Origin of the sequence: Solibacillus sp. FSL R5-0691 (assembly GCF_037974225.1) — a bacterium.
Classification (GTDB): domain Bacteria; phylum Bacillota; class Bacilli; order Bacillales_A; family Planococcaceae; genus Solibacillus.
This window is the reverse complement of the sequence record NZ_CP150231.1, coordinates 1,627,303-1,654,025: the sequence shown is the minus strand read 5'-3', so window position 1 is coordinate 1,654,025 and position 26,723 is coordinate 1,627,303. Positions and strand designations below refer to the sequence as shown.

The 26,723-nt window shown below is 39.1% G+C and carries 25 protein-coding genes; 9 read left to right on the top strand and 16 right to left on the bottom strand.

Annotated elements, in window-relative coordinates; all coding sequences use genetic code 11:
* Positions 1 to 6: 6 nt before the first annotated feature.
* The 4 genes from MKY51_RS08120 to MKY51_RS08105 all read right to left on the bottom strand — a co-directional run bounded on the left by MKY51_RS08120 (position 7) and on the right by MKY51_RS08105 (position 5,178).
* Entirely contained in the window at positions 7 to 3,753 is a 3,747-nt protein-coding gene (locus MKY51_RS08120) for an AAA domain-containing protein (protein WP_339176409.1), read from the bottom strand.
* Between the two features lie 120 nt (positions 3,754 to 3,873).
* The gene (locus MKY51_RS08115) at positions 3,874 to 4,299 is read right to left on the bottom strand and encodes a thioesterase family protein (protein WP_339176408.1); all 426 of its coding nucleotides are present in this window, start codon (positions 4,297 to 4,299) and stop codon (positions 3,874 to 3,876) included.
* A 146-nt stretch (positions 4,300 to 4,445) separates the two neighbouring features.
* Entirely contained in the window at positions 4,446 to 4,904 is a 459-nt protein-coding gene (locus MKY51_RS08110; RefSeq protein ID WP_339176407.1) for a hypothetical protein, read from the bottom strand.
* A 121-nt stretch (positions 4,905 to 5,025) separates the two neighbouring features.
* Positions 5,026 to 5,178, bottom strand: a complete 153-nt coding sequence (locus MKY51_RS08105) for a hypothetical protein (protein ID WP_339176406.1) — start codon at positions 5,176 to 5,178, stop codon at positions 5,026 to 5,028.
* Positions 5,179 to 5,480: 302 nt separating this feature from the next.
* Here MKY51_RS08105 and MKY51_RS08100 point away from each other — a divergent pair, with 302 nt between their 5' ends.
* The 3 genes from MKY51_RS08100 (at position 5,481) to MKY51_RS08090 (ending at position 7,035) form a co-directional block, all read left to right on the top strand.
* On the top strand, positions 5,481 to 6,374 hold the full coding sequence (locus tag MKY51_RS08100) for an AraC family transcriptional regulator (protein WP_339176405.1): 894 nt from the start codon (positions 5,481 to 5,483) through the stop codon (positions 6,372 to 6,374).
* A 215-nt stretch (positions 6,375 to 6,589) separates the two neighbouring features.
* Positions 6,590 to 6,763 carry a hypothetical protein gene (locus MKY51_RS08095; protein ID WP_251688012.1) on the top strand — a complete coding sequence of 58 codons (174 nt, stop codon included), beginning with the start codon at positions 6,590 to 6,592 and terminating at the stop codon, positions 6,761 to 6,763.
* Between the two features lie 116 nt (positions 6,764 to 6,879).
* A complete protein-coding gene (locus tag MKY51_RS08090) occupies positions 6,880 to 7,035 on the top strand; it encodes a uroporphyrinogen-III decarboxylase (protein ID WP_339176404.1) in 156 nt (51 codons plus the stop codon).
* Between the two features lie 41 nt (positions 7,036 to 7,076).
* On the opposite strand, the gene MKY51_RS08085 is transcribed toward MKY51_RS08090, so the two are convergent.
* Positions 7,077 to 8,912: a DNA ligase D gene (locus MKY51_RS08085; protein ID WP_339176403.1), complete on the bottom strand. Its 1,836-nt coding sequence runs from the start codon at positions 8,910 to 8,912 to the stop codon at positions 7,077 to 7,079.
* 104 nt (positions 8,913 to 9,016) lie between these two features.
* Here MKY51_RS08085 and MKY51_RS08080 point away from each other — a divergent pair, with 104 nt between their 5' ends.
* Positions 9,017 to 9,841 (top strand): Ku protein, encoded by an 825-nt coding sequence (locus MKY51_RS08080; protein WP_339176402.1) that lies wholly within the window; start codon positions 9,017 to 9,019, stop codon positions 9,839 to 9,841.
* 266 nt (positions 9,842 to 10,107) lie between these two features.
* On the opposite strand, the gene MKY51_RS08075 is transcribed toward MKY51_RS08080, so the two are convergent.
* Complete coding sequence (locus MKY51_RS08075; protein ID WP_339176401.1) at positions 10,108 to 10,671, bottom strand: glutathione peroxidase; 564 nt, start codon at positions 10,669 to 10,671, stop codon at positions 10,108 to 10,110.
* Positions 10,672 to 10,983: 312 nt separating this feature from the next.
* On the opposite strand from MKY51_RS08075, the gene MKY51_RS08070 reads away from it, so the two are divergent.
* The 3 genes from MKY51_RS08070 (at position 10,984) to MKY51_RS08060 (ending at position 13,224) form a co-directional block, all read left to right on the top strand.
* Positions 10,984 to 12,225 carry an erythromycin esterase family protein gene (locus MKY51_RS08070; protein WP_339176400.1) on the top strand — a complete coding sequence of 414 codons (1,242 nt, stop codon included), beginning with the start codon at positions 10,984 to 10,986 and terminating at the stop codon, positions 12,223 to 12,225.
* Positions 12,226 to 12,333: 108 nt separating this feature from the next.
* Positions 12,334 to 12,768: an aminoglycoside 6'-N-acetyltransferase gene (gene aac(6'), locus MKY51_RS08065; RefSeq protein ID WP_339176399.1), complete on the top strand. Its 435-nt coding sequence runs from the start codon at positions 12,334 to 12,336 to the stop codon at positions 12,766 to 12,768.
* Between the two features lie 15 nt (positions 12,769 to 12,783).
* Entirely contained in the window at positions 12,784 to 13,224 is a 441-nt protein-coding gene (locus MKY51_RS08060; protein ID WP_339176398.1) for a GNAT family N-acetyltransferase, read from the top strand.
* Between the two features lie 55 nt (positions 13,225 to 13,279).
* Here MKY51_RS08060 and MKY51_RS08055 read toward each other — a convergent pair whose 3' ends face one another.
* From MKY51_RS08055 to MKY51_RS08025, 7 genes are all read right to left on the bottom strand, one after another.
* A complete protein-coding gene (locus MKY51_RS08055; RefSeq protein ID WP_339176397.1) occupies positions 13,280 to 13,789 on the bottom strand; it encodes a YfiT family bacillithiol transferase in 510 nt (169 codons plus the stop codon).
* A 30-nt stretch (positions 13,790 to 13,819) separates the two neighbouring features.
* Positions 13,820 to 15,340 (bottom strand): succinate CoA transferase, encoded by a 1,521-nt coding sequence (locus MKY51_RS08050; protein ID WP_339176396.1) that lies wholly within the window; start codon positions 15,338 to 15,340, stop codon positions 13,820 to 13,822.
* A 349-nt stretch (positions 15,341 to 15,689) separates the two neighbouring features.
* Positions 15,690 to 16,229, bottom strand: a complete 540-nt coding sequence (locus MKY51_RS08045; protein ID WP_339176395.1) for an NAD(P)H-dependent oxidoreductase — start codon at positions 16,227 to 16,229, stop codon at positions 15,690 to 15,692.
* A gap of 190 nt (positions 16,230 to 16,419) precedes the next feature.
* Positions 16,420 to 16,731 (bottom strand): metalloregulator ArsR/SmtB family transcription factor, encoded by a 312-nt coding sequence (locus MKY51_RS08040; protein WP_079528762.1) that lies wholly within the window; start codon positions 16,729 to 16,731, stop codon positions 16,420 to 16,422.
* A gap of 42 nt (positions 16,732 to 16,773) precedes the next feature.
* A complete protein-coding gene (locus tag MKY51_RS08035) occupies positions 16,774 to 17,727 on the bottom strand; it encodes a cation diffusion facilitator family transporter (RefSeq protein WP_339176394.1) in 954 nt (317 codons plus the stop codon).
* 204 nt (positions 17,728 to 17,931) lie between these two features.
* Positions 17,932 to 19,110 (bottom strand): M14 family zinc carboxypeptidase, encoded by a 1,179-nt coding sequence (locus tag MKY51_RS08030; RefSeq protein ID WP_339176393.1) that lies wholly within the window; start codon positions 19,108 to 19,110, stop codon positions 17,932 to 17,934.
* 100 nt (positions 19,111 to 19,210) lie between these two features.
* Positions 19,211 to 22,297 (bottom strand): efflux RND transporter permease subunit, encoded by a 3,087-nt coding sequence (locus MKY51_RS08025; protein ID WP_339176392.1) that lies wholly within the window; start codon positions 22,295 to 22,297, stop codon positions 19,211 to 19,213.
* Between the two features lie 93 nt (positions 22,298 to 22,390).
* On the opposite strand from MKY51_RS08025, the gene MKY51_RS08020 reads away from it, so the two are divergent.
* Complete coding sequence (locus MKY51_RS08020) at positions 22,391 to 23,212, top strand: TetR/AcrR family transcriptional regulator (protein WP_339176391.1); 822 nt, start codon at positions 22,391 to 22,393, stop codon at positions 23,210 to 23,212.
* Positions 23,213 to 23,260: 48 nt separating this feature from the next.
* On the opposite strand, the gene MKY51_RS08015 is transcribed toward MKY51_RS08020, so the two are convergent.
* The gene (locus tag MKY51_RS08015; RefSeq protein WP_339176390.1) at positions 23,261 to 23,995 is read right to left on the bottom strand and encodes an alpha/beta hydrolase; all 735 of its coding nucleotides are present in this window, start codon (positions 23,993 to 23,995) and stop codon (positions 23,261 to 23,263) included.
* A gap of 102 nt (positions 23,996 to 24,097) precedes the next feature.
* Entirely contained in the window at positions 24,098 to 24,970 is an 873-nt protein-coding gene (locus MKY51_RS08010) for a DMT family transporter (RefSeq protein ID WP_339176389.1), read from the bottom strand.
* Positions 24,971 to 25,404: 434 nt separating this feature from the next.
* Here MKY51_RS08010 and MKY51_RS08005 point away from each other — a divergent pair, with 434 nt between their 5' ends.
* Positions 25,405 to 25,785 (top strand): nucleotide excision repair endonuclease, encoded by a 381-nt coding sequence (locus MKY51_RS08005; protein WP_079526647.1) that lies wholly within the window; start codon positions 25,405 to 25,407, stop codon positions 25,783 to 25,785.
* Positions 25,786 to 26,093: 308 nt separating this feature from the next.
* Here MKY51_RS08005 and MKY51_RS08000 read toward each other — a convergent pair whose 3' ends face one another.
* Complete coding sequence (locus tag MKY51_RS08000; protein ID WP_339176388.1) at positions 26,094 to 26,687, bottom strand: transcriptional regulator; 594 nt, start codon at positions 26,685 to 26,687, stop codon at positions 26,094 to 26,096.
* Positions 26,688 to 26,723 lie beyond the last annotated feature (36 nt).

Here is a 26,723-nt window from a genome sequence, read left to right as displayed (position 1 = left end):
CTGTTTCTACACAGCAAAATAGCCGTCCTGTTCTTTGACTGTCGTTAAGACATGGGCATACATATCCCTTGTTTTCGCGCTCTTTGGACGCTTCGTAAACATTTCGGTACTGCCGACCATAATGAGCAGTTCCCGGGCGCGGGATAAGGCAACATTGAGACGTCGGTAATCTTTCGCAAAGCCGATTTCTCCGCGCTCATTGTCATGATTCCGCACCATGCTGACAATAATGACATCCATCTCCATCCCCTGGAATTTATCGACCGATCCAGTACGGATGTGTAAATGCGGTACACTGATCTCCTGCTCGATCAAACGATTAATGCGCTTTACCTGCTCCGCGTAGAATGAAATAACGCCAACCGATTTTAATGCGTCGTGTGGAATCAGACCTTGTGCCTTTGCCTGCTCCGTTGCGGCATTTAATTCGAGCAGCTGCTGTTTAATCTGTTCCAGCTCAGCTAAATTGAATAAACTTGAGCCTTCCTTCATCCGCTCTTCAAAAAATGGTTTGGCATTCGGTATATCGAGCCATAGCAAATGATGATTTCGTGTAATTTTGGATGTTTCAAGGAAATGATCTCGTACAGCATCTGAATCTTCTAACCCACATTGCAGCTGTTCGGATTCATTTTCGTAAAACGGTGTAATAGTTGACATAATATTTTTATGCATACGATACTGAAGGGCAAGCATCGTTTTGTTCTGCGACGGCAAATTATTATATAAACGCTCAAACAATGATTCTTCGAGTAATCTTTCAAGCTCCCGTTTTTCTTCAAATGTTGTACTTTCCTTCACAACTTGCTCCAATGTTTCTTCAAAGGTCGCATCGCCTACAAGCGGCGGCAATTGGTGATGATCCCCAACTAAAATAATTTTTGCGCCTTTTAACATCGGCAGTAACAGTTCCGGTGGTGTTGCTTTTGAAACTTCATCAATAATGACGACATCAAATGTCGGGTAGTTGTCCATAAACTCTTTATTCGCCGAGGCAACACATGTTGTGCCGATTACATTGGCATGTTTCACGTACAATTTGCGAATTTCATCCAAGTCATGGGCATTGGCATTTTTCAGTAACCCATGCCATTCGTTTTGGAGTTCTGCTGTTACCGGAAGCAAACTGATTTTCACTTCTAGCGTCTCGATCTTTTCTGTAAGCAGTGTAATCTTTTCGTTTACTTCAATGATTGCCTGCTCAGGGTTCAGTTTTGTCAGCTGTTCAAGTTCTGTGCGGCGTTTTTCAAGCTGTACGCCTTCGCTGTTGATCCCTTTAAAGCGCACTGTTAACTGTTCGACCGTCTCAGTACCAAGGGCAATCTGTTCATTTAAAATTGCCAGCTCTTCCGCTTTTTTGTTCAGTTGAAGCTCCACTTTTTCACGGTTTTGGCGCTGTGTTTCAGTTTTCATCTGATCCAGCTCATTTGTTGCGAGCAGTTCTTCCAGCTCATCTGTTGTATGATTCAGCGTAATCGACGGATCGATTTTTTCATTGATTGTATCCATTTGGGATTTAACCGTTGTTGCCTCTTCTTCCAGCTGCTGAAGATGCTGTGCCTTCACATCATTTTGCTCTTTGAACTGTAGGATGATTTCCTCTTTCAGCTTTTCGAAAATTAGTACGGTTTCACGGATTGCATCCATATATTTATTGTTCAGCTGCTCGATGTATTGCATGCGCAAATGAATTCCCTGAATGGAGCGGGTGCCGTTTTGAGCATTTACACGGCGGTCCCTAAAAGCAATACTCAGCTTCGTCAAAAACTCCTGAATCTCTTCCAGTGTATAATGATGCCCCATATCCAGTCTATCCGGTGTTACATGAATCCCTAACGCCGTTTCACTGTAGTGCAATGCCTTTTCCAGACGTTCTTTCACATCTTTGATCGGCTTATACTGCTCCATTTGCGGCTGAATTCGATCAAGTGCCGTAAGTAAGCGGTCCATCGCATAGTTCCGGCGAATATTGTATTCACTCATGAACTCCTCTATTTCATACACTTTTTTCAACGAAGCGATTTTATCAACGAGCAGATCATACTGTGACGTTTCATTGGCCTTTTCAATTTTCGTCTTAACTGCATCAAAACGCTGCTGGAATTGATCAAGCTGCGCCTTATAATGACTTTGCGTAAGTTGCTGCTGGTAGTTTTCTCTCGCTTCTTTCAACTGTTGCGCTTGTTCTGTCAGTTGTTCGACTGACAATCCGTCTTTAACTTGCTGTTCAAAGTTGGCAACAGTTTCGGCTACTGTGCTCCCTGTCGCCTGCAGTTTCTCCAGTTTGCGTTCATTGTCTTCCAGTTCTTTTTTACATTCGGTCAATTCTTTTTTTAATGCCAGAATCTTTTCGGCCAGAACATGCAATTCTGCTTTTGCCGCTTCTTTTTGTTCAATTTGAAGTTCCAGCTCTTTTTGTTTTTGTTCAAGCGCGGTAATCTCATTTTGCGCTTCATTGATTTCATCATTTAAAAGCTGTTCTTTTTTCTCATGCAGCGAAATTTCATGGCCGATTGCTTCAAACGTCTGCTCCTGCCAATACGACGCAACATTTTCCTCGATGAACTTCTTCCCTTCTTCTTCAATGCTTTCCGTACGGCCGTAACGCAAAATCCGGATATCTTTGTTCGATAAAAGCCGGCTTAATGCATTGTCGACCGCTAAGTTCGATTGGGAAGCAACAAGCGTTTTCAGACCCGCTTTTGCATTTTGATAGCAAATTTCCGAAATTACCGTCGTTTTACCGGTACCCGGCGGACCTTGAATGACATACAGATCTTCGGAACTGATCGCCCCTTCGACTGCTTGCTGCTGGTACTGATTCAGCCGGTTATGGAAATCGAGAGGAACCGTTTTTTTGCGCTCGGCAATAACCGGTTTATCTTCGAATAAAATTGTTTCGAGGTTCGCATTTGCAGCCAATCCTTCTTTTAACCGTTCAAATCCTTTTAATAAGCGTTTTAACTGTGATTTCGTCGCGGCATTAGAGAATTCGATGTCTTCCGATTGGAACTGAAGCTCATTTCTCCGCGCCAAATTGCTGTAATACGGTTTTAAGGCAATTTCAACGGTATTTTCGTTGCGGCGGATTTTCGCCACATCCCCGATTTCCTGGACATAGCCGCGTAAACGCGCACTAAGGCCCTCCAGCTGTTTCCACTGCTTTTTATCGAGGTTGTTAATACGCACGGTCATATGAGAAAAGTCTGCATCAAATGTGACACTTGAAAAACGGGCATGAATATCTTCAATGTCCGCATTTTTGTTTAACACTTTTAAATAGCCTTCCCAGCTGCTGATCCGTTTATTGACATAATCAAAGCGTTCCTGTGCAATCGGCAGTTCATCAATGGCTTTTAGAAACGGTTCCTGGTATGTATGGCCACTAATACGGGAAGCGACGAAGTGGATTTTCATTGTGGCGCGGCGATTTGTGACAACCGGTGTCCCTTTGCCGCGTGTTCGAAAGCTTTTCGCCACAAGTCCGTTTTTCCGGTCAAATACACAGTCCATAATGACGACGCGTTCGTCAAATTTATTTTTTAGTTTTACGTTTTTATCATTATCGAAAAAGATGCTCAAATGCGTTTGTTCTGCATCAACCGATACTTTTTCAATCGCGACAATGAAATATTGCTGTAAATTAAAAAAGGCGTGTTCATCTGGAACATGCTCCTTCATCGCTTCTCGTGCCGTATTCGTCAATAAAATATGACAGCGGGTTTGAATATTTGCGATTGTTTTTGGTGCCATGAACACACCTCCCCCATAGTTTTTTATATACAGTTCCGTTTGGTCGTATATGATTATAACAATATTCGTCTGTTCATTAAAGAAAAAATGCCCTGTTATTAATTTAACAGGACATGTCGATTAACTTTGAATTTTCGCAACTTCCGCATATTTGGCATCCCATGCCGCATCAATCTTTTTCAACGCGACCGGACGGAAGTTTTCCTTTTTCACTAAAATATGTTGAGACTTCGCGGTTACTGCAACGGTGCCGTCTTCATGCAGAATTTCATAGCCGTATGTAGTGCGCAGCTTCGTATGTTCCTCAATCCATGTGCGAACTGTAGCTGTTTGACCATAGCGCATCGCCGCTTTGTATTGAATCGAGAAATCCATAACAGGCGATAAATACCCGTCCTCTTCAAGTTTCGCATAGTTAAATCCTAAATCCTTCACAATCTTTGTACGCCCAATTTCGCACCAAACGAGATAATTGGCATGATAAACGACCCCCATCTGATCGGTCTCCGCATAGCGTACTTCTACTGTTGTTTCTGAAATAAACATTCTCTTCACCTCTAGAGGTATTATAGCGTTAATAACTTTAATTTGTAATGGGTTTTAATAAAGAGGCAATTTTAATAAACCAATTTTCGTATGGAAAAAAATTATCAATGTAAAAAGGCATTCGACAGGAACACCTTTTGTTTGTACTATAAGTAAATTGATAAGGCGCTTTTAAATATATTTTCAATATCCGCCTTTTCAAAGGTTATGTCGCTTATTTTTCCATCCACTAACCCTCGATAAATCCACGCCGGCTCTCCATTTACATATCCTAACAACAATTCATGGAAATGAACATTTCCAATACGATTAGAGTTAATATATTCGATAAAAATGATGACCGAACCGTAATATCCAATTGCCTTGTATGCTTGCTTTGCTCTTCCTCTAATCACTACATCGCCAATTACTGATTCCATATGATAGAGGTTGCTCGTAAAAATAGTGGAATTGCCAAATTTACTGCCAATAGTATCGTAAATATGCTTGAAGGAAGCCCATAATTCTCTTACCTTTTCTGGATAAATTTCTTTAATTTGTTTTTGATTCTCCTGATCTTTCTTGATTTTCGCATAATTTTCTGCAGCCTTTTCTAACCAATCCATATAATTTACTACCTCCTATATAGTACAGAACTAAAAGCTACACAAAGGCTATTAACAGGATCCAGATACTCTCAACAGTAAATACCGACAAAAGAAGTGCCAATACACACTGTTCAAAGCACTATTCCATTACCGGTTTAATTTCACCGCCGCAAAGGCAAATCCGTTCATACACCTTTCTTACAAAATCATTGCCATTTTTATCTTGTTCCCTTGTCTCTTTTAATAACCGTGCAGGTCTATTGCATTCGACGCATTTTAAAACTGAAGTCATGATCCCGCCTCCTTTGCCTATTGTTCCAATGGCTCTATTTCATCTTATTCTGAATATAAAAAAGTGCACTGGCATTTATCCAGGTGCACTCCTCTAAATCCTGTAGATTCGTTATTTGGCATATCTATATTCTCTATTAATTACGGTAAATCTTGAAGAGTTTGATCTAATTCAATTTCAAATACAATAATGCATCTTTTTTTATTTAATTTCCAAATACCGCAATTTTGGAACAGTTTTCCACCGGAGCTTTGGTATACTGATTTTACTGTACGAATCACTTTACAGCTGGGGGAATTTAAATGGACACAAGAGAAACTTTACAGATGATTTTAGAGTTTATTGACGAGAATATTACTGAAAATATAAGTCCGGATATTTTGGCTGCACAAGCGGGCTATTCAACATGGCATTTCTGCCGAGTATTCCAATGGGGTACCGGATATTCGGTGATGAACTATGTCCGGAACCGCCGACTTGCGTTTGCCGCACATGAACTTTCTACGGGCAAGCGGATTCTCGATATTTCAATAGAATATGGATTTGAAACTCACTCTGGATTCAGTAAAGCTTTTCGGCGTCATTACGGCTGTTCACCAGGAACTTACCGTCTGCATGCGCACAGTAATCGTCCGTTTCCGCCAAGCCTTGCCTGCACGTACAAATACTTTATCGGAGGAATTGTTATGGAACCTAAATTTGTCACACTGCCTGCTATTAATCTTGCTGGTTATGTCCTTAAAACGACGTCAACTGGCGGCGAAAACTCTACCGCAATCCCGGCTTTTTGGGACGACTATATAAGTGGCGGAAGAATGGAAAAACTTCATTCGGAAAACTTTATTAAAAAGCACGATGAATACGGTGTATGCTTCCCGGAAGACCCGACTACCGGTGAATTTGAGTATGTAATAGGGGTCGAAGCGAAAGAAGGTGCTAAAATTGCTGACGAATACCATGTTTGTGAAGTACCTCCTGCAACTTATGCTGTCTTTTCAACGCCTCCTTCTGATGCAATAAATTTTGTAGCTGCTATTCAAGGAACGTGGAATTATATTTTTAATGAATGGTTCCCCAATTCCGGTTATGAGTACGCACCGGGTTGTAACGATTTCGAACTATACGATGATCGTTGTATGCTCGATGATGGGAAGATTTGTGATATTTATATTCCGGTAGTTAAGATACAAAGTTAAAGTTTTGAAGTAGTAATAATTTGCATCTAGGAAACATACATTATAATAACTGGTCACTTTATGGACCTGAGTGGATGCTCAGGTCTTTTATTCTATACTCATATAGTGAATTTGTTACTTAAGACCTTTTTACAGCAAAAATCTATTCGAAAGAGTTTCAAGCTATTATTATTTTGGGAATAACGAAAATAGAAACTTAAAAAGGGGTAATGATCATGAACATTTCAAAATTATTAGGGGCACCATATGCTAATTTAAAAACAGCGAAAGTATTTGTTAAACCGGGGCAAGTCGTCGTTACATATAATAAGAAAACTTACTTTATTGTAAAAAAAGATGTATTTACGAATATTCTTCATCCATTAAACTATAATGCGATAAATTCTTGAGAGATAATTTTATCTCTCTTTTTTATTTGTCTCCACCAGCTTACCAATAACATACAACATGGATAAATATAAATTAACTTTTCATACTAAAGCTAAACGATAAAGGATGTGCTTTTGTGAAAGATACGAAATTTGCGGAACTGGATATGACCAAACTTGAAGCCATTAAACAACTGGAGCAAAAATTAAATGTTACGCTCATTGCGTATGAACTAGCACCGAGTCACCATAACCATCATGAGGATACGCCTATTGTCATTAACCCTTCATAATGTAAAAGCCTTCGCGTAACTTGCGAAGGCTTTTTAAACATTTACTTACCCTTTATTTGGTCCAGAACATCTCGAAAAGCCTGACGCTCACCCGCTTCCCTGAAATCTCTAAAGGGATTGCCTATGCTTTCTAAACGCTTGATTACATTTGGTATTGTGAAAAGATGAGGTGTTAATTTTTCATTTACTTCTTCCCATAATAACGGGGTGGCAATCAATCCTTTATCATTGCCGCGAGCTGAATACGGTGCAACAATCGTTTTACCTTCCCTATGCTGGACATAATCCAAATAGAGCCTTTTCCCTCTATTTTTCTTCATCCGCTCGATTGTAAAGGAGTCAGGATATTGCTGTGCAAGGAAACGGCAAATAAACTCTGTAAACACACCTGTTTCTTCATAGGAAAACGTGTGAAGCGGCAATGGGATATAAATTTGCATACCTTTCCCGCCTGACGTTTTGATATAGCTTGTCAGTTCAAAATAATCTAAAATCGATTTGAATTTTAATGCAGCATCTACCGCCAATCCGAATTCATCAACGGATGGTGGATCCAAATCAAAGACAATTTCTGTCGGCTGCTCTGAAGTGACCGGCTGAAACGGAATATGAAATTCCAAAGCGAGCTGATTGCCCAACCATAAAAGGGATTCAATGTTATTACATAAAATAAAATGGGTGTCGTCCACTAACTGTGTCGTAACAAAATCAGGCAAATTTTCAGTATAGTTTTTCTGGTAAAAGCTTTCTCCCGGAACGCCGTGCGGATAACGGATCACCGTCAACAACCGGTCCTGCAGGAAAGGCAGCAGCATCGGCGAAACCGTCTGCAAATAATATAAATAATCATTCTTCGTAATATTGCTTGCGGGAAACACCGGTTTATCCGGATTTGTGATCGTTAAATTTTCCGGAATCGGGTTTAACTGCCTTTGCATTTGCTGCCAGTTACAATCTGTTGCTTCCAGATGATGCTGGAATGAATGAAAGCGCGGTTCCCTTAATTTAGTGCCGTCAAAATCAATACAAGCAATGGTTACACAAATTGAGGGAGGTATATCAAAAATACCTTTTGTCACCAGTGTCCCATTTGTTTTAAAAAAGGTAGTCAACGTTTTGCTTTCCTCTTCAGATAAACCATGTTTAAACGACACAATCTCCAAAAGGGTATTTTCTTTATAAATTGCCCCATTAAAGAAACCGTTTGACTGATCAAATTTCGTAAGAATAACATTTACGAGTTTCCAGTTCTTTATTTTCAGCCAGCTTTTCGTTCTCGTATCTTCCATCCATTTGCTGTTACGTTTTTTGGCAATCATCCCTTCCCCATTATGGGATTTTACGTTTAGCCAAAGTAAATGCGAATCCTCAAATACATCAATCATTTGCAGTTTTCTTGAATCGGTATATTGTATCGTTCCAGCTAAATTGAGACGTTCAAAAAAGTCGGATAGTAATTGTTTTCTTGTCGTTAACCGGCTATTTCCCTTATCTTTCCCTTTTAATTTCAGTAAATCGAACACAATATAATGACACGGAAAAGTCTGTGCGCTTGTTTCAATATTTTTTTGGTTCGTCATTTTCCCACGCTTTTGCACATACGAGAACTTACTTTTAAAATTGTTTATTAAATATACGACTTCCCCATCAAAGCTAAGCGGTAAGTAAGCTTCGATTTCTTCATAAATACGCTCACAATAATGAATAATTTCAGGGAATTTTTCGTTTAAAATATTCCCATTCCGGCTTTTCAGTATTGGCAACCGATTACCTTTTTCCCAAATTAAAACAGCGCGATAACCGTCATATTTTGTTTCGTATAACCAATCATCACCTAACGGAATTTCCGGTGCATCGGTTAATAACATAGGTTTCACATAAAGGCCAACTTTCGTTTTTTGTATTTATCCTTTGTTTTTTTTCGCAGACGATACATAAATTAAAATTTTAGTCCCATAGTAAGGAAAAATGAGGTGACAACATGCATACTGTCTGGAAAGGTAGTATTAGCTTCGGCTTAGTAAATATTCCGGTAAAACTACATGCGGCAACTGAAAATAAAGACGTAAAGCTCCGACAGCTCCATAAAGAATGCCATACACCAATCAGCTACAAAAAGGTGTGCGAAGGCTGTCAGGCAGAGGTGAAAGATGAAGATATCGTAAAGGCATACGAATATACAAAGAACAAATTTGTCGTTTTGGATGAGGAGGACCTGGAAAATTTACGCAAGGAAAACGAAGATAAATCCGTCGAGATTATAGATTTTGTGAAGCTGGAAGAAATCGATCCGATTTATTTTGAAAAAACGTACTATTTATCTCCTGACAATACGGGTGCAAAAGCCTATGTGCTACTTCGAAAAACGTTGGAGGAATCCGGTAAAATCGGTGTAGCTAAAATTACAATTCGATCAAAGGAGCAATTGGCCATTGTCCGTGTTTATAAAAACGCATTAGTGATGGAAATCATTCATTTTCCGGATGAAGTGCGGGATGTCGGGGATGTACCGAATATCCCAAGTGTCGAAGCCGTCGTGCAAAAAGAACTCGATACGGCTCTTATGCTTGTTGAACAATTGACAACCGAGTTTGATCCGACGAAATACACCGATGATTACCGGACAGCCCTTATGCAGCTAATCGAGGAAAAGAAAACGGAAAGTACTGTTGTTGCAAACGAAAAACGACCGTTGCCTGATAATGTGACCGACTTGATGTCTGCATTGCAAGCATCCCTTGATAAAACGAAGAAACCGAAAACGAGAAAGCGGACAACGACTACAAGAACGAAGAAAAATGCATAATTTAAAGAAACTGGGACATAAGTAGAATAACCGATAAATAACAGGAAATCCTTTATTAAGAAACGGATATTTTGCAAAATTGATTGGAATGCAGGGCGACTCCTGCGGGAATAGCGTGACGCCTGAGACTACAGGCTCAGGCCACGCCCGCGGAAAGCGTCCCGGAATGGAAATCAATTTCAACGCTCAGCAAAAAAAAGCTATTTTTCTCTCAGAGAAAAATAGCTTTTTTGGGTTATGTCTAGGCCTCTTTAAATATTTTCAAACTATTTTACAGCTGCCGGCACCAATAATTCTTCGATTGCCTTTTCGATATCAAGGAATGAATCATCCGGCTCGAATCGACGGATGACACGGCCATTACGGTCTACCAGGAACTTCGTGAAATTCCAGCGAATATTGCGGCCAATTAAGTATTCCGGGTAGTTCGTTTGGATTGTGTTGTATAAGCGGATTTGCTGTAATGTCTCACGAACAAATTCCGGACAATCCACTTCATGTTTTAAGTAATTGAACAGCGGATGTGTTTCATTGCCATTCACTTCGATTTTATCAAACACTGGATATGTAACTCCGAACTGAAGCTTGCATTGTCTTGCAGACGTTTCACCGTCCTCCGGGTTCTGCTCGCCAAATTGGTTGCATGGAAACGAAAGAACTGTGAACCCTTTATCGGCATAGCGTTCATATAACTTTTGCATGTCTTCATATTGGAAAGTAAATCCACAACTGCTTGCAGTATTCACAATCAACATGACTTGATCTCGATACGTTTCCATCGAAAGTATCTCACCGTTTGTTTTTTTCACTAAATAATTATAAATGCTCATTAAGTCATTATCCCTACAACGTTTAGTATAAAGCTATCATATTATAAATTTCATACAAGTACAAAATAACTAACTCGAAAAGTTATAAAAAATATAGTGTAAAAATGGGCAAAATTAAAGGCGCATCAGATTCACGAGGAATCATGCGCCAAATCATTCGATGGCTAACCGACCATCGCTAATAGTATCACCATTTATTTGACGATTATTCAAAAAAAACAAAAATTCTTTGCTGTTTTTTATGTAGTTGCTACAGGGTATTCATATGAGTAGCACGGGAAAGATAATGAAGTAAGAAAGGAATGAATCAACATGCCAAGAAAACTGGTAGCTGCTATCAAAGAACATGCACTGCCCTTTAACGAACAAAGTTTAAATAAAATTGTAGAAGCGATCGGAAATGCCAAAATTGTGATGATTGGTGAAGCTTCCCATGGTACATCAGAGTTTTATACTGTCCGCGCCGAATTAACGAAAATGCTCATTAATCAAAAAGGATTTAATATTATCGGTGTAGAAGGAGACTGGCCTTCAGCTCAGGCAGTGAACCGCTACGTAAAAGGTTATGAAAAGGATGAGAAAAACGCTGCTGCGATATTGAAAGAATCTTTTGATCGTTGGCCGCAATGGATGTGGGCAAACGAAGAAGTAGAACAATTTGTAGAGTGGCTAAAGGATAAGAATCATACATTGGAGACTAAGGTCGGGTTTTACGGCATTGATCTATACAGCCTCTTTGAATCGATGGATGAAGTAATCCAATTTTTATCTGAAAACCCTAAATACAAAGCCGATTTTGAACATGCAAAGAAAGCATTTTCCTGCTTCGAACCTTATAACAGAATGCCGGAGCACTATGCTCTATCCACCGCTCAATTTACCGATGAATGTGTCCGTGAAGTAACGGATTTATTGAGGTCGTTACGAGAGAATAAACAACAGTACTCGAACAAACATGAGGAAGATTTAAATGTCATGATGAATGCGCTTGTTGCTAAGAATGCCGAAACCTATTACCGTGAAATGATGCAGGATGCCATCTCCTGGAATACACGCGACTTGCATATGGTGGAAGCAATCAATGAATTATTGAAGTATCACGGTGAAGAAGCAAAAATCATCATTTGGGAACATAATACACATATCGGAGATGCGTCTGCTACAAGTATGAAAGAAGATCAAATGATCAACGTCGGTCAACTTATCCGAGAGCAGTATGAAATGGACAATACGTATGCTATCGGATTCGGAACATATGAAGGAACGGTCATCGCTGCTGACAGCTGGGGAGATCCTCTCCAAATAATCCCAGTCCCCTCCTCCAAACTCAACACATGGGAAGGACAACTCCATGCAGCTGGCGGACAGGATAAAATATTGATTTTCACTGATCAAAATCGGGAATTGTTCAATGACCGGATTGGGCATCGCGCAATTGGTGTCGTCTATCATCCCGAATATGAAGCGTATGGAAATTATGTTCCGTCCAATGTCGGATCAAGATATGATGCCTTTATTTACATTGAACAGACAAAAGCATTAAAGCCATTATAAAGTGAGCGTACGTTTATCGTATCGCTTGCTTTTTATTTGTTTCAGTCACTTATCATCTTCCATTTTATTCTATAATAGTAAATATACTTTTTCTTACAGGAGGCACTTATGATTAGAGAAGCGACACTGAACCATGCATCCGCAGCAGCCAGGCTTGCTTTACTCCTTTGGCCAGGCAATGATTTACATGAATTCGTACAAAACATGGAAGACATTATTAACAATCCGAACAGTACCGTTTTCTTAGCATTTGATGATGAAAAACCGATTGGATTTGCACAATGCCAACTACGTTTTGATTATGTTGAAGGAACACATTCCAGTCCGGTCGGTTATTTGGAAGGCTTATATGTAGAAGAGCCCTACCGGAGACAGCATTTTGCACAGCAATTAGTACAGGCATGTGAACAGTGGGCTAAAATTAAAGGATGTACAGAGTTTGCGAGCGACTGTGAATTGTCGAATGTAGATAGTTTAAATGTTCATCTTAAATTAGGCTTTACAGAGGCAAATCGCATTATATGTTTTACAAAGAAACTATAAAGGGAGCGGTTGATTGTGGAGTTTAAACTAATGGAAGCAACTGATTTAGCAATATGCACAGAAATATTTATCAAAGTATTTAATGCAGAGCCGTGGAATGACAACTGGAACTATGAAAGTGCACACCAGTATTTATCCGATTACTACAATACCCCGAACTTTCTGGGCATAATCGCTTTAGAAAATGACGAACTGCTTGGCTTTATAATGGGGGTGCAACGGAAATGGTATAGTGGCCATGAATATTTCATCCATGAAATGTGCGTCGATCAGACATTGCAAAATAAAGGTATTGGTAAAGCAATGCTGAACTATTTAGAAATCCAGCTGAAAGATAGATCAGTAGAATCGATGACACTGCTCACAAACCGTAATATACCGGCAGAACAGTTTTATAAAAATAATGGCTTTGAAGAAATTGAACGACTCATCTTTTTATACAAAGAGATAAAATAGTACGCTCCATAAAAAAATTGGCTTACCTTTTCGGGTAAGCCAATTCGATTAAAAATTAATTTGATAGCGCAATTTTAATATGAGCGAAATGGTGTTCCTCGTGCCATGCCAGTTTCGCCACTTTTGCGGCCACTGTGACTGGACCGTTTGTTTCATGGGTAAATTCCCGCTTTAGCTGGTCTTCCGTTAAATGATGACCTAACGAAACGACACGCTCATTAATACCTTCAAGCATTTTAATCGAGCTTTCTACAGGTAATTCCGTGTCCGGTAAAACGGCCCATTTCTCTTCATCAAACCCTGGTACTGTCGGATTGTCGTCCGTTAGTGCCAGCTTCAGTCGCTGATACATGTTCAGCTGTGAATCCGCAATATGATGAACGAGCTGACGAACTGTCCATGCACCTTCACGGTAAGTTTTATTCAACTGCTCTTCATTTAATGTATCGACAACTTCTCTTAAACGTGTCGTAAACGATTCCGTTTGTTGTAACCATTCCTTCACATTGTCAAGCGTCACTTGTTCAGGTACTTGTAATGGACCAATCGGAAATCTTACATCCATGTTAAAACGCCACCTTTATCATTTTACTCATTAATGTTTGATTTTGTCGTCCTCAAATAACATTGTCCCATGCTCTTTTAGATTGTTATGGAATGAGAATGCTTTTTCAAGGATATGCGGTGTTTGGCCGCCCACTTTCTCTTTAGCCTCTTCGAAATAAGCACGTAACTGTTCTTTATATTTCGGGTGTGCAATTTCAATCAATTTCTCAGCGCGCTTCACTGGTGGCAGACCACGAAGATCCGCATAGCCCTGCTCCGTTACAATTACATCGACATCATGTTCTGTATGGTCGATATGTGAAACGAACGGAACGATTGTTGAAATCGCACCATTTTTCGCTAATGAAGATGTTACGAAAATGGTAATGCGCGCATTACGGGCAAAGTCACCGGAACCGCCAATACCGTTCATAATTTTTGTACCGTTTACATGTGTTGAATTGACATTGCCGTAAATGTCTACTTCAATTGCTGTGTTAAACGAAATAACACCTAAGCGGCGAATAACTTCCGGGTTATTCGAAATTTCCTGTGGACGGAACATGATTTTATCCTTGTACTTTTCCAGGTCTTCCGCTAATGAGTCTACACGCTTCTTAGAAAGTGAGAATGCCGTACCAGCAGCGAATTTAACAATACCCGCATCGATCAGGTCAAACACACCATCTTGCAGTACTTCCGAGAATACTTCTAGATCTTTAAATTGAGACTTTTGCATTCCGTTTAACACGGCATTTGCTACCGAACCAACGCCTGATTGAAGTGGCGCTAATGATTCCGGTAAATTCCCTACTTCGACTTCATTTGCAAGGAATGCTAATAAATTATCCGCAATCTTTTGTGTTTCTTCGTTTGGCTCAAATAATGGTGATGGAATATCCGGCTGCTCTGATAAAACGATTCCTTTTACTTTCGCAGGGTCTACTCTAATTCCGATTTCACCAATTCGATCACCTGTATTGTAAATAGGGATCTCTTTACGCTCGCCTTGCGCTTTTTGTACATAAATATCATGAAGCCCTTCATATGCTTTCGGGGCAGTTGTATTAATTTCGATAATAACATTTTCAGCTTTTTCTACAAAGATCGGTGAGTTTCCTACAGAACCTGTTGGAATGACTAGACCGTCTTCTGTAATTGCAGCTGCTTCAATGATTGCATAGTCAATTTTACCAAGTGACCCTTTACGAACCTCTTCTGCTGTATGTGATAAATGCTGATCAATATAGAAAATTTCTCCGTTATTGATCTTACCGCGCATAATCGCATTACCTTGATAAGGCACACGTAAATTGATGATTCCTGCTTCTGCCATTGATTGGTCAGCAGTTGGTCCTAATGATGCACCTGTATAAAGATTTACTTTGAAATTTTCTTGCTCTCCTCGTTTAGAAAGTGCAAGCGGAAATTCTTTTGGCTCTCCGAAAAGCGTAAAACCACTCATACCCAGATTCATGCCGTCTTCAATCCAAGACGCGGCTTCCTCCGCTGAAACAACTTTGTTTAAAAACGCTTCATTTCTGATGAACTGACTTAAATCTTTTCCCATTAACAATCACCCCAAAATAGTATTTTTAGTTCGATGTTACGATGAATTTCTGTAAATCCATATAGCCAATTAAAAAATCCGTTACACCTTATTTTTTAATCGCCTTATCTACATTGTAATGAGAGATTCGTCTTTCGTCCATTAGATACTTCCTATAATTTTCATAGAAAAAAACTATAGTGAATAAAAAAGCGGAATTAGAGAGATTTCCCACACTAAAAAACATACTTTTTCGCAACATTTAACAATTGACAAAGCGCAGCAATTCAATCACACGCTGAAGTTCCACGGTTTCCATAAACCCATTTCATAAAAAAACACCTCTTTTTTAACAGAGGTGCACACAATATTAAAACTGTTTCATCCATTCCATGAAGTTTGCGATAACACCATCTAAAAATGCGATAGTTGCTTCGTCTGTCAGCTGCCCTTGCGCATCGATTTTTTCATGGACTGCTCCAATATACACTTCATTACCAGGTAATACCGGTGAATTTAAGCCGATTGCAAATAAAATATCACGTAAATGCATTTGCGCTTTAACAGAACCTAACATCCCCATTGATGAACCCATTATGATCGACGGCTTGCCGTTCATTACCTTGTCCACACGACTTAGCCAGTCGATCGCATTTCCTAAAACGCCGGGTATTGTAGAGTTATATTCAGGAGTAATCCAAAGGACTGCATCTGCTGCTTTTACTTTTGCCTTAAAGTTATGGATAGCTTCAGGAGCTTCCATTTCAATGTCCTGGTTGTACATTGGCAGAGGAGTCAAATCCAGAATTTCCAAATCAAATTTATCTGCATAACGTCCTTGAATATATTTTGCGATTTTTAGATTGTATGATTCTTTGCGGATACTTCCTACAATTGCGACAACTTTCATATAGTAAAATCCCTCCAGTATTTTAGAATTATTCGATAAACTTCCATTTGGCTTCTTGTATTTGGACAATGATTTTATTTTGCTACTTCCATTTATAGATATACCCAAACATATAAAATGGCGAAACCAATGAAAAAACACGTAAAAGTTCGTGAAAACAAACTTTTACGTGTTAATAATTATTTTTTAATTAATGATGGGCATGATCGATTGCCTGATGGAGCAAGTTGATCACATGGTCGTCTGCGCTTGTATAGTATAGTGTCGTTCCTTCTCTTCTGAACTTTACTAATCGCAAGTTCTTTAAAAAACGTAATTGGTGGGAAACCGCCGACTGATTCAAATCAAGCTTTTCCGCAATGTCATTTACCGAATGTTCTTCACAGCATAACATGTTTAAAATACGGATTCGTGTCGGATCGCTTAACGCCTTGAATGTTTGCGAAACGACAAACAATGTTTCTTCATCCAATTCATGTTGGGTTCTTTTTTCCATTGTCATACGATTAAACACTCTTTTCTCCTCTACGCCAGGCGTAATTGATTAATGGTGGTGGTGATGATGTTGATGGCTTACATCTTGCTTTGCTGTACAATAGACCGAATGATCATGCCGATGCGAATGAGTCTCGACTTGAATCGTAACATGATGAATATTTTGATGAAGCAAATCATGTTCGACTTTATCTAAAAGTTGCTCACTTTCTTTAATCGTCAAGTCATCATTTACAACGATGTGGCAAGACAGTGCATTTAATCCGCTCGTAATTGTCCAGACATGCAGGTCATGAAGCGCTTTGATGTCATCATATTTTTCAATCGTTTGAATGATTTCATCGACTTTTACATCCTGAGGTGTCCCTTCCATTAAGATATGCAATGAAGCTTTCGTTAAATGATAACCGCTTCGTAACACCAGTGCGGCTACAAAAACACTTGCCAATGGATCCGCCCATCCCCAGTCAAAGAACAGGATCAGTAAAGCGGCAATAATGGCACCGATTGAACCGATCATATCGCTGATCACATGCAAGTAAGCGCCTCTCATATTTAAATTATCTTTCGTATCTGCACCGCGCATCATAATCCAAGCAACTAAAATATTTACTGCCAATCCGATACTGCTGATGATGAGCATTCCGGTTGAAGCAACTTCAGGAGGATTCATGAAACGTCCAATTGCTTCGTAAAAAATGAACAGGGCGATAATGATTAACGTCAGTCCATTTAAAGTAGCCGCTAATATTTCAATCCGTTTATAGCCGAAAGTTTTACTGGCATTTGCGACTTTTTGTGCAAAAATGATGGCCATTAATGCAATTCCAAGTGAAACGGCGTCGCTTAACATATGGCCTGCGTCAGACAATAGCGCAAGACTGTTCGTCAGCACCCCACCGACCGCTTCGACAATCATAAATCCGATAATAATTAAAAAGGATATAAAAAGAACTTTCTTGTTCGTACTGTGTGAATGATGGTGCTGATGGTGCTCTCCCATTTAAAACGCCCCCATTTATCTTTTATATATGAACATATACTCATATATTAACATATTATGTTTTATGATAATTGTCAATTACATATGCCCATTTACGATGAACACCTCTCATATGAGTCATTCTTAAGGAACTAGTGACACCGAAACAAGCTCGTCATAAATCTAAAACTGGTGAACCCCCGCAATTGGGGTTCACCAGCTTTTTCACCAATTCCGCGCTTCATTGGCTACATACAGTCCGACGGTTTTATTCTGCTTCCAAACAGCATGCCAACGTTTTAACGGAACGGATGCTTCCCCTGCAAATGGAGCGATTTCGACCGTCATCGCAGGGCGGTCTTTTACTTTTGTAAAGTAATCTTCAGATGCCGCAATCGGTTCATTCTTTTTCGTTACAGGCATCAACTTATAACCGGTGATGTTCGATACCCCTTTTACCAGCTTTTTCGTTCGGCTGAATTTTGTTTTCGTTTGGCTCCAGTAAATAATCTGACCGGAAGAATGATAGGAAACATATGCCAAATGATTGCCGCGATCAATCAGTCGTTTGATTGCGAGCGCTTCCGGTTCTGTATTCGGCGCTTTTCCTTTATATTCTTTGAATGAAGGCTTTGTCGTTTTAATTAGATGCCAGTTCACATTAAATTGACGATTCAAATCGACTCCGTTAATGTTGGCTTTCCAGCGATTGAAATTAGCACTGTTGTTGTTCATCGCCTTCAGTTTTGTCATCGATGTTTTTACTTTACCGCCTTGGGCAAGCGTTACCCCATCCGGATTCACCATTGGCACAAAGACGATGCTTACTTCACTTAATATTTTCTTCACATCATATTTTTCGATTTTCGTGTCGTTTACATATGCCTTAACATAGGTATCAATCATTTCCATCAATACATTTGTCGTCATATGTTCACGTCCGTGGAAAGACGCATCCATTAATACTTCCTTTTTACCCGCTCCAACTTTTAGTGCATATAATGGCTTTCCCTCAACCGATTTACCGATTTCCTGCAGTTTCGTCACTGACGGATACATGGAGGATACTAGCTTTAGCTTTGCTGCGACTTCATCATAGGTAATTGTTTTCGCGCCATCGACCAGCTCGATATAATGTACATCGGTTAAAGGGATGAAAGCAGATTTGGAAGAATAGCTGATCACTCCGGCCTTCCCTTTAATCGCCTGCAGTAATAGCTTGTCCCCTTTAGCTACAGTTTTGATGACATTGCCCTGTTCATCTTTCAGTTCTGTATTCTTTTTTGCAACTACTTGCACAGGATATTTACCAAGACCGACTGTGTCTGAAGCCGCTGCGGCAGAAATCCCATTTAAACAGAACATTGCTGCTACAACCAGACCTAACAAAAATAACTTCTTCATCTCAAGCCTCCTTTTATGTAGATTAAAACTTTTCTTCTATACCCATTACTTTACAACAAAAAACAGCCTGCAAGAAATGAATTCTTACAGACCGCTTTTATTAATTGTCTTTTACATCTTTACGATTTTTCTTAAGCATTTTTGATAATACTTCATAAACAATCGGTACGATGATTAATGTTAATAAAGTAGATGATAGTAAACCACCAATTACTGTTACAGCTAAGTCTTGTGAAATCAGACCGCCGCCAGCTCCACCGAGTGCCATTGGTACCATTGCACCAATTGTTGCAATCGCCGTCATTAAGATTGGACGTAAACGAGTTGCACCGGCTTCCAGTATTGCTTCACGCATGTTCATACCGTCATGTTCCATACGGATAATACGGTCCACAAGTACAATCGCATTTGTGACTACGATACCGATCAGCATCAGTAATCCCATCATAACAGAAACTGAAATTGTAAGACCTGTTGCAAATAATCCAATCCATGAACCGATTACTGTAAACGGTAATGAGAATAGAATCGCAAATGGTGCTAATCCTTCACCAAATGTTACTACTAAGATGAAGTACACAATTGCAATTGCTGCAACCATCGCAACACCTAGTTTAGTAAATGTTTCAGCCATATCTGCTGCAACACCACCTACACCTGTAGTAACGCCTTTCGGTAAGTCTAAGTCAGCAATTTTTTCATCAGCTGCAGTTGTTGCTTTTGAAATGTCTTTATCTGTAATCGCTGCTGTTACTGTCGCAAAGTATTCACCTTTTTGACGTGATAATGAATTTAAAGTCGTACCTTCTTCAAGTTCAACAATGTCTCCAATTGTCATTGTTTGACCTGTTGCCGTTTGAATTGGTGTTTCTAATAATTCATCAATATCCGCTGCTGCAGATTTAGCTTCACGTTGTACAACTACATTTATATCAGCGCCGTCACTTTCAACAGTTGTCAGCACTTCTTTTGCTGTATTTGTTTGTAAAGCCATTAAGATTTGGGCAGTAGTCAGACCATATTGTAATACATTTTCCTGATCTACTTTAATAACATTTTCTACATATGGTGCAGAAGCATTTGATTCAACGTCCTCAAGTCCTTTAATGTCCACTAGAACATCTTCAACTTGAGCAACTGCTTCGTTCAAACTATCTAGATCTTCACTGTATAATGTGTAGCTAACTTCATTCGAAGACATGCCCATCGCGAAGTTTTGCGTTTTCCATTCGCCTGATTGGTCAACGTTAAAGATATAGTCTTCTACTTCTTTTTTCGCTTTCGGGAAATCATCCATGTCCGGATCGAAAATTGCATAGATTAAACCGCCACCTGCACCGCCGCCAGTCAACATTGCAGCAGCATCAGTAGAAGTTTCCGTGTTCACCGATAATTGTAAAATATCGATGTCCTTACGTTTCAGTAATTCCTGTTCTACTTCCTCGATATTTTCCAGTGTTTCATCCATCAATTCGCCAGTACCTGGTGTATATGTTAAATACATCACTTTATCTTCTTGAGAGCCCATGAAACTAAAGCCGATTAATGGTGTTAACGCTAGTGAGCCGACTAATAGTACAATCGCAATAATTGATGAAATCCATTTATGGTTCAAAGATTTCTCCAAGAAATTACGGTATGTTACGGCAAGCTTACCAACTTCTTTATGCTGACTTTCAGACTTCTCACCGTAAATTTTCTTACGGAATAATGTGTGTGAAAGTGCTGGTACGATTGTAATCGCAACGATTAATGAAGCGATTAATGCAAATGACATTGTTAATGCGAATGGTACGAATAATTCTCCTACCATGCCGCCTACAAATACAAGTGGTGCGAATACCGCAATTGTTACTAATGTTGAAGACATGATCGGCTTGAACATTTCAATTGTTGCTTCACGAATTAGCGCACGGCCTTGTAATTTCTCTTCTCTTAAATGCATACGACGATAAATATTTTCTACTACTACAATCGAGTCGTCAATTACCCGTCCGATCGCAACTGTAATCGCTCCAAGCGTCATAATATTCAGCGTAATATCCAACCAGTGCAATGCCAATAATGCCATGAATACTGATACCGGAATCGAAATGATTGAAATGATTGTTGATTTAAAGTCACGCAGGAATAATAGGATAATCAATACTGCGATTAAACCACCAAATACCGCTTTTTCGACCATTGTAAAGACAGAATCTTCAATTGGTGTCCCTTGGTCTAATGAAACATCGATTTTAAGACCGGAAATGGCTTCCTGCTCTTCTTCGATTAAGTCTTTTACTGCATTTGCTACAGTAACCGTATTGGCATCCTGACCTTTTACAATTTGAATCGCAATCGCATCTTTACCATTCGTACGGGATACGGATTGGACTTTACCTACTTTTTCGATTTTCGCAATGTCCCCTAATTTCACGAAAGGAACCGGGTTTGTTTCAGAAGGTGTAACAGGGATCAGCATTTCTTTTAGCTGCTCTTCTGTTTTGAACTTGCCGTCAACTGCAACAGCCTGTTCGCCATCTTCAAACTCGTATAATCCTAACGAGACTGCAAGGTCACTAGCTTGAATCATTTGCTTCACAGAGTCTTCCGTTAAACCAAGTTGTGCCATCTTTTCTTCATCATATGTGAAGGCTACTTCTTCAAGATGTTGACCTGTAACTGTCGCAGATGCAACACCGTCAATTTTGTTTAGTTTTGGCAGAATCGTTTTCTCTACTGTTGACGTCAGTTCAACGATATCTTCTTCCGAGCTACTTACTGATAAAGCAACTACAGGCATCATGTTCATGCTGATTGCCATAATTGAAGGCTCTTGTGCACCTTCAGGAAGTTCAATATTATCTAAAGCTGATTCTAATTGACGTTTCTTTTCATCCATATCCACGCCATATTCATATTCCACTTGTACTTGTGAAACATTTGATGAAGATGTAGAATATACTGCCTTTACATCTTCCAAACTTTCAACTGCCTTTTCATAAGGAATTGAAAGTTCATCCATTACTTGCTCTGGTGTTGCACCAGGATAAACACCCATAACGATTAAGAACGGGATCGAAATATCTGGAATCGATTCCATTTTCATACGTGTAGATGAATAAATACCTGAAAACACGATAATGATTGTTAGTAACCATACGGCAAGCTTATTTTTTAATACGAAATTAACTAAGCCTTTCACGGTTCCACCTTACCTTTCTTGACTATATGTAACCACCATTCTATAATAATGACTAGTCGGTCACGTGTCAATTGAAAGGAGCTTGAAATTACTATGACAAGAAAACAATTGATCATCGATTCTGCACTTCATCTATTTGCCGAAAAAGGGATCGAAGCCACGTCAGTTCAGCAAATCACTGACCATTGCGGGATTTCTAAGGGTGCCTTTTATTTATCGTTTAAATCAAAAGATGAGCTCGTTTTTTCTATTATTGAACATTTTATGAACAATATAATAACTGAAGTTGACCAAGCAGTCAGTGAAGTACAAACATCTTCAGATAAGCTACATACCTACTTTGTTCAAATGATGAAAGTATTATCACAATATGCGGGATTCGCGGATATTTTGATGAAGGAAAATGTTTCTGCGATCAACAATGCATTAATTGAACGCATTCATTATTATGTAGAGCTTTCCAATAAAAATCTGGAGAAGCTGTTATTTGAAGTGTTTGGCGACCAGATCGAAGGAAGACAATATGATCTAGTCGTTATTGTTAATGGCATGGTCCAATCGTATATGCAGTATATTTTCGATTCATCTCAGCCATTTGATTCGGGGAAATTTGCGGATTCACTCGTTGAGAAGACGACTTTACTGGCAACGAAAAGTAAAATCGCATTGCTTGAACATCCATCTCACTTTTATAAACGACTTGAAAATTATTCGAGTGACGATTTAATGGAAGATTTATTATCACTTCAACAACAAACATCAAACAAATTAGAACTCGAATCCATTCAGTTATTAATAGAAGAACTGAAAAGCGAAAATCCAAGAAATGCGATTATTATTGGGCTTGTTGGTAATTTAGAGAAAAACGAATGTTTTAATTGGATTACATTATATTTGAAAAAGCAATACAGTTAAAACGAGAGGGACCCAAAAACATGGATCCCTCTCGTTTTAGTTTTAGTTTTAATTGTTCAGGAAACGGATAATTTCTCTTGCTACAGATTGAGAATCTTCCACCATTCCGAGATGACCTGTATTTGTTGATACTTTTTCTACATTCGGATTGGATGTTGTAATCGGGGTAACTGCTTTGTCCTGTTCCCCTTCAATTACAAGGATTGGAATCGGTAATGTATCGACCAGGTCTTTTTGGCTTGGACGTGACTTCATTGCACCGAGTGCCGCAACGAGCCCTTCTTCCTTCGCTTCATAGGCAACTTCTTTTGCAAACAGAACATCTTCTGTTTTTGCATCAGGCGCCAGGAAATTATGAATAATTCCGTCAACGAACGACCCTGTGCCATTTTCCTGAATTTCTTCTTGTTGTTTTGTTCTCTTATCGATTGCTTCCGGTGTATCCGCTGAGTCGGATGAATACAGTAAGACAGCCTTTTCGATATTAGAATATTGTTTCTCGATTGCCGCCAATGTAATATAGCCACCCATCGAATGGCCAATCCAATAAGCCTTTTCAACTTTTTCTGCTACTAATACATCGATAATATCTTCGGCATAACGATAAACTGTATATTCTCCTTCCGGCATTTCGCTTTTACCGTGGCCCGGCAAATCGATGGCAATGACATCAAATTGTTTTGTTAAAGGCTCCATAATTTTTTCAAATATTGCTGTACTGCCTAAAAATCCGTGTACTAATACGATAACTTCCCCTGAACCATTTCGAGTATAATGTAACATCTAACCAGTCCTCCCCTTATTTCATCTCTTATCCTTTTCCGTATTTCTCTAATAATAAACAAAAACAGCCATTTTAAACGAATCGCTTAAAATGGCTGTTTGTTAAACATAGGACTTCTTTCGTCTGAAGGTCGGTTTGACTTCTGCAAACAGAATGGCAAAGAAGATAAGGACACATCCAACAAGCATTCGGCCTGTCAGAAGTTCGTTTAAAAGAAGTACTGAGAAAATCGTACCGAACAATGATTCCGTCGATAAAATAATGGCCGATTTCGTCGGATTTGCATATTGCATCCCGATATTTTGACATACATATGCAACAGCAGTACAAAATATCGCCAAGTAAACAATGATCCCCAAGCCTTCTGAAGTATACGTCGTCGGTACTTCCCCAAGTATAAGGACGCTTGCTACACTGAGGACAGTCGCTGTATAAAACTGAACGATTGTCAGCGCTAAAGCATCTTCCGTTTTGACAAATACATTTGTATAGAAAATATCGAAAGCAAAGCCGATCGCACAAAGAATGGATAAGAAGTCCCCAATATTAATCGTCAGCGAATCCTGTAATGATAAAAAGCCGATACCGACAACGGCCACACCCGCTGCGATAAATTCGAACCGGTCAATTCTTCTTTTATAGATGACATAAGCAATAATCGGCACGATAATGACATTGATCGCTGTCAGGAATGCATTTTTAGAAGCTGTTGTATATTCCAAGCCCATTGTCTGCAATGCAAAGGCGATAAATAAAATTGCTCCAAGAATTGCCCCTTTCCATATTACTGCCCTGGAAATGAGCTTTAATTTTTTATAGAAAATGAAACTTAAAATAATGGAAGCCAATAAAAATCTTCCCGCCATTAATTGAAATACAGTCCAATGTTCAAGGCCTTTTGCCATTCCGACAAACCCGCTTCCCCACATAACAGCGGTGATGAGCATGAGCAGCTCACCTTTAAACTTTTGCATACGATTCCTTCTCTCTGTTGAAACTATTGTTAAAAATTATTATGTATAATCCGTGATTGCTGAACAAACTATTATTACCATAAGCAATCTAACACGAAAAAGAAAGCGAAAATTCAAAATCTATCCAAACCTGCAATTAAGATAGAATTTTTTGCTTGACCAATAGGTATCAAAAATGATTTTTTTATTGGCTGAAGGGTATTGAAAATTGATTTTATTGTAAGGTTTGAGCGGAGAGGTGATTTTAATTAGAGATTATATAGTGTCGGATAATATGTATTGTTGTTATAGGAGTAGCCCCTTTTGTTTTGAATATATAGGGAAAAACTCCGCATATTTTTCAATTTCCCAATGCTTGGACTGCTATATCAATAGCAATTTACCGTAATATCGTGTAAAATAAACTTTTAGAATAATTTAGGGACGTGAACAGTTTGATTAAAATTGAAATGCCAAAACCAGATTTAGTAATTCGTCAACGTGAGCAAGTATTAAAACCAGGCGATGTGGAAATTACTCCATACTTCGGATTTATTGATTTCCATAAAATTACGCGTGATAAGGGCGGAATCTTCTTCTTTTACAATGAAAAGAATGAACTTTTATTTGTAGGGAAAGCACGTAAAATCCGTCAGCGTATTAAAAAGCACTTTGAAGACAATGTATCACCAATGAAAAACCACCGTGCTGAAATCCACAAAATTGAAGTATATGAAATTGAAGATCCGATGGAACGTGAAATTTACGAAACTTATGCGATCAATCAATTCCAATCTAAATACAATATCGATAAAGTATTTTTCGAACGCGCATAAAGAAGAACATAACCAAAAACCCATCTTTCTCCGAGAGAAAGATGGGTTTTTGCTATGATTTAAATTGATTTCCATTTCGGGACGCTTTCCGCGGGCGTGAGGCCAACAGGATGTTGGTCACAAAAGCGTTGCCACAGGACGTGGCGTTCTTAGCTTTTGTTCCAAGTCTCAGGCGTCACGCTATTCCCGCAGGAAGCTTTGCTTGTAGCGAAAGGCGTTAGCCGACAGCTACACTCGCCCTCCATTCCAATCAATTTTACAAATTATCCGCTGCTTAATTTACTTCAACATTTTTTAAAATCTATTAATTATTCTGCTTTAAAATCGAGCATTTCGTTGATTTTCGATAGGTCTTCCATAATGCCTTTTTTCTGGTTGGCGATGCCGTCATACCATTTGTTTAAAATGTCCTGCATGCCTTTTTCGATTTCTTTTCCTTCTGACACGAGCTGTACCATCAGGTCGATTACCTTTGTACGCTCTTCATAAAATTTAACACGTGCCGGGAAATCTTTCCCGATATTTTGTTTGAAAATATAGCCGAGTTTAATAATCCCGTTATTCATCAGTTGCTCTGAGTAAAGTGTTGAGCCGACAACTGCCAGACGTTCTTTAAAATCCGGATCTTCTTTAATATAATTTTGCATCAAAAGGGCTACCTCGTCCGCAAATGATTTAAGTTTGTTGCGCTGACCTTCCATCAGATCTTTCGATTCCTCAAAAATATTCAGCATCAGCTCTGTATGTTCAAGCATACTTTTTACTTTATTTAGTGGTTCTTCACTTGCTCCGTTAAGACGTACTTGAATTGTACGGTATACATACTGGCGTTGTAAGTAAGCCGACAGTAATATAATCCCATTGTAATGAATGCTTGCTTCGTAATGTTGTTGTGTTATCATAGTAAAATCCTCCAACCGGTATGTCTATACACTGTT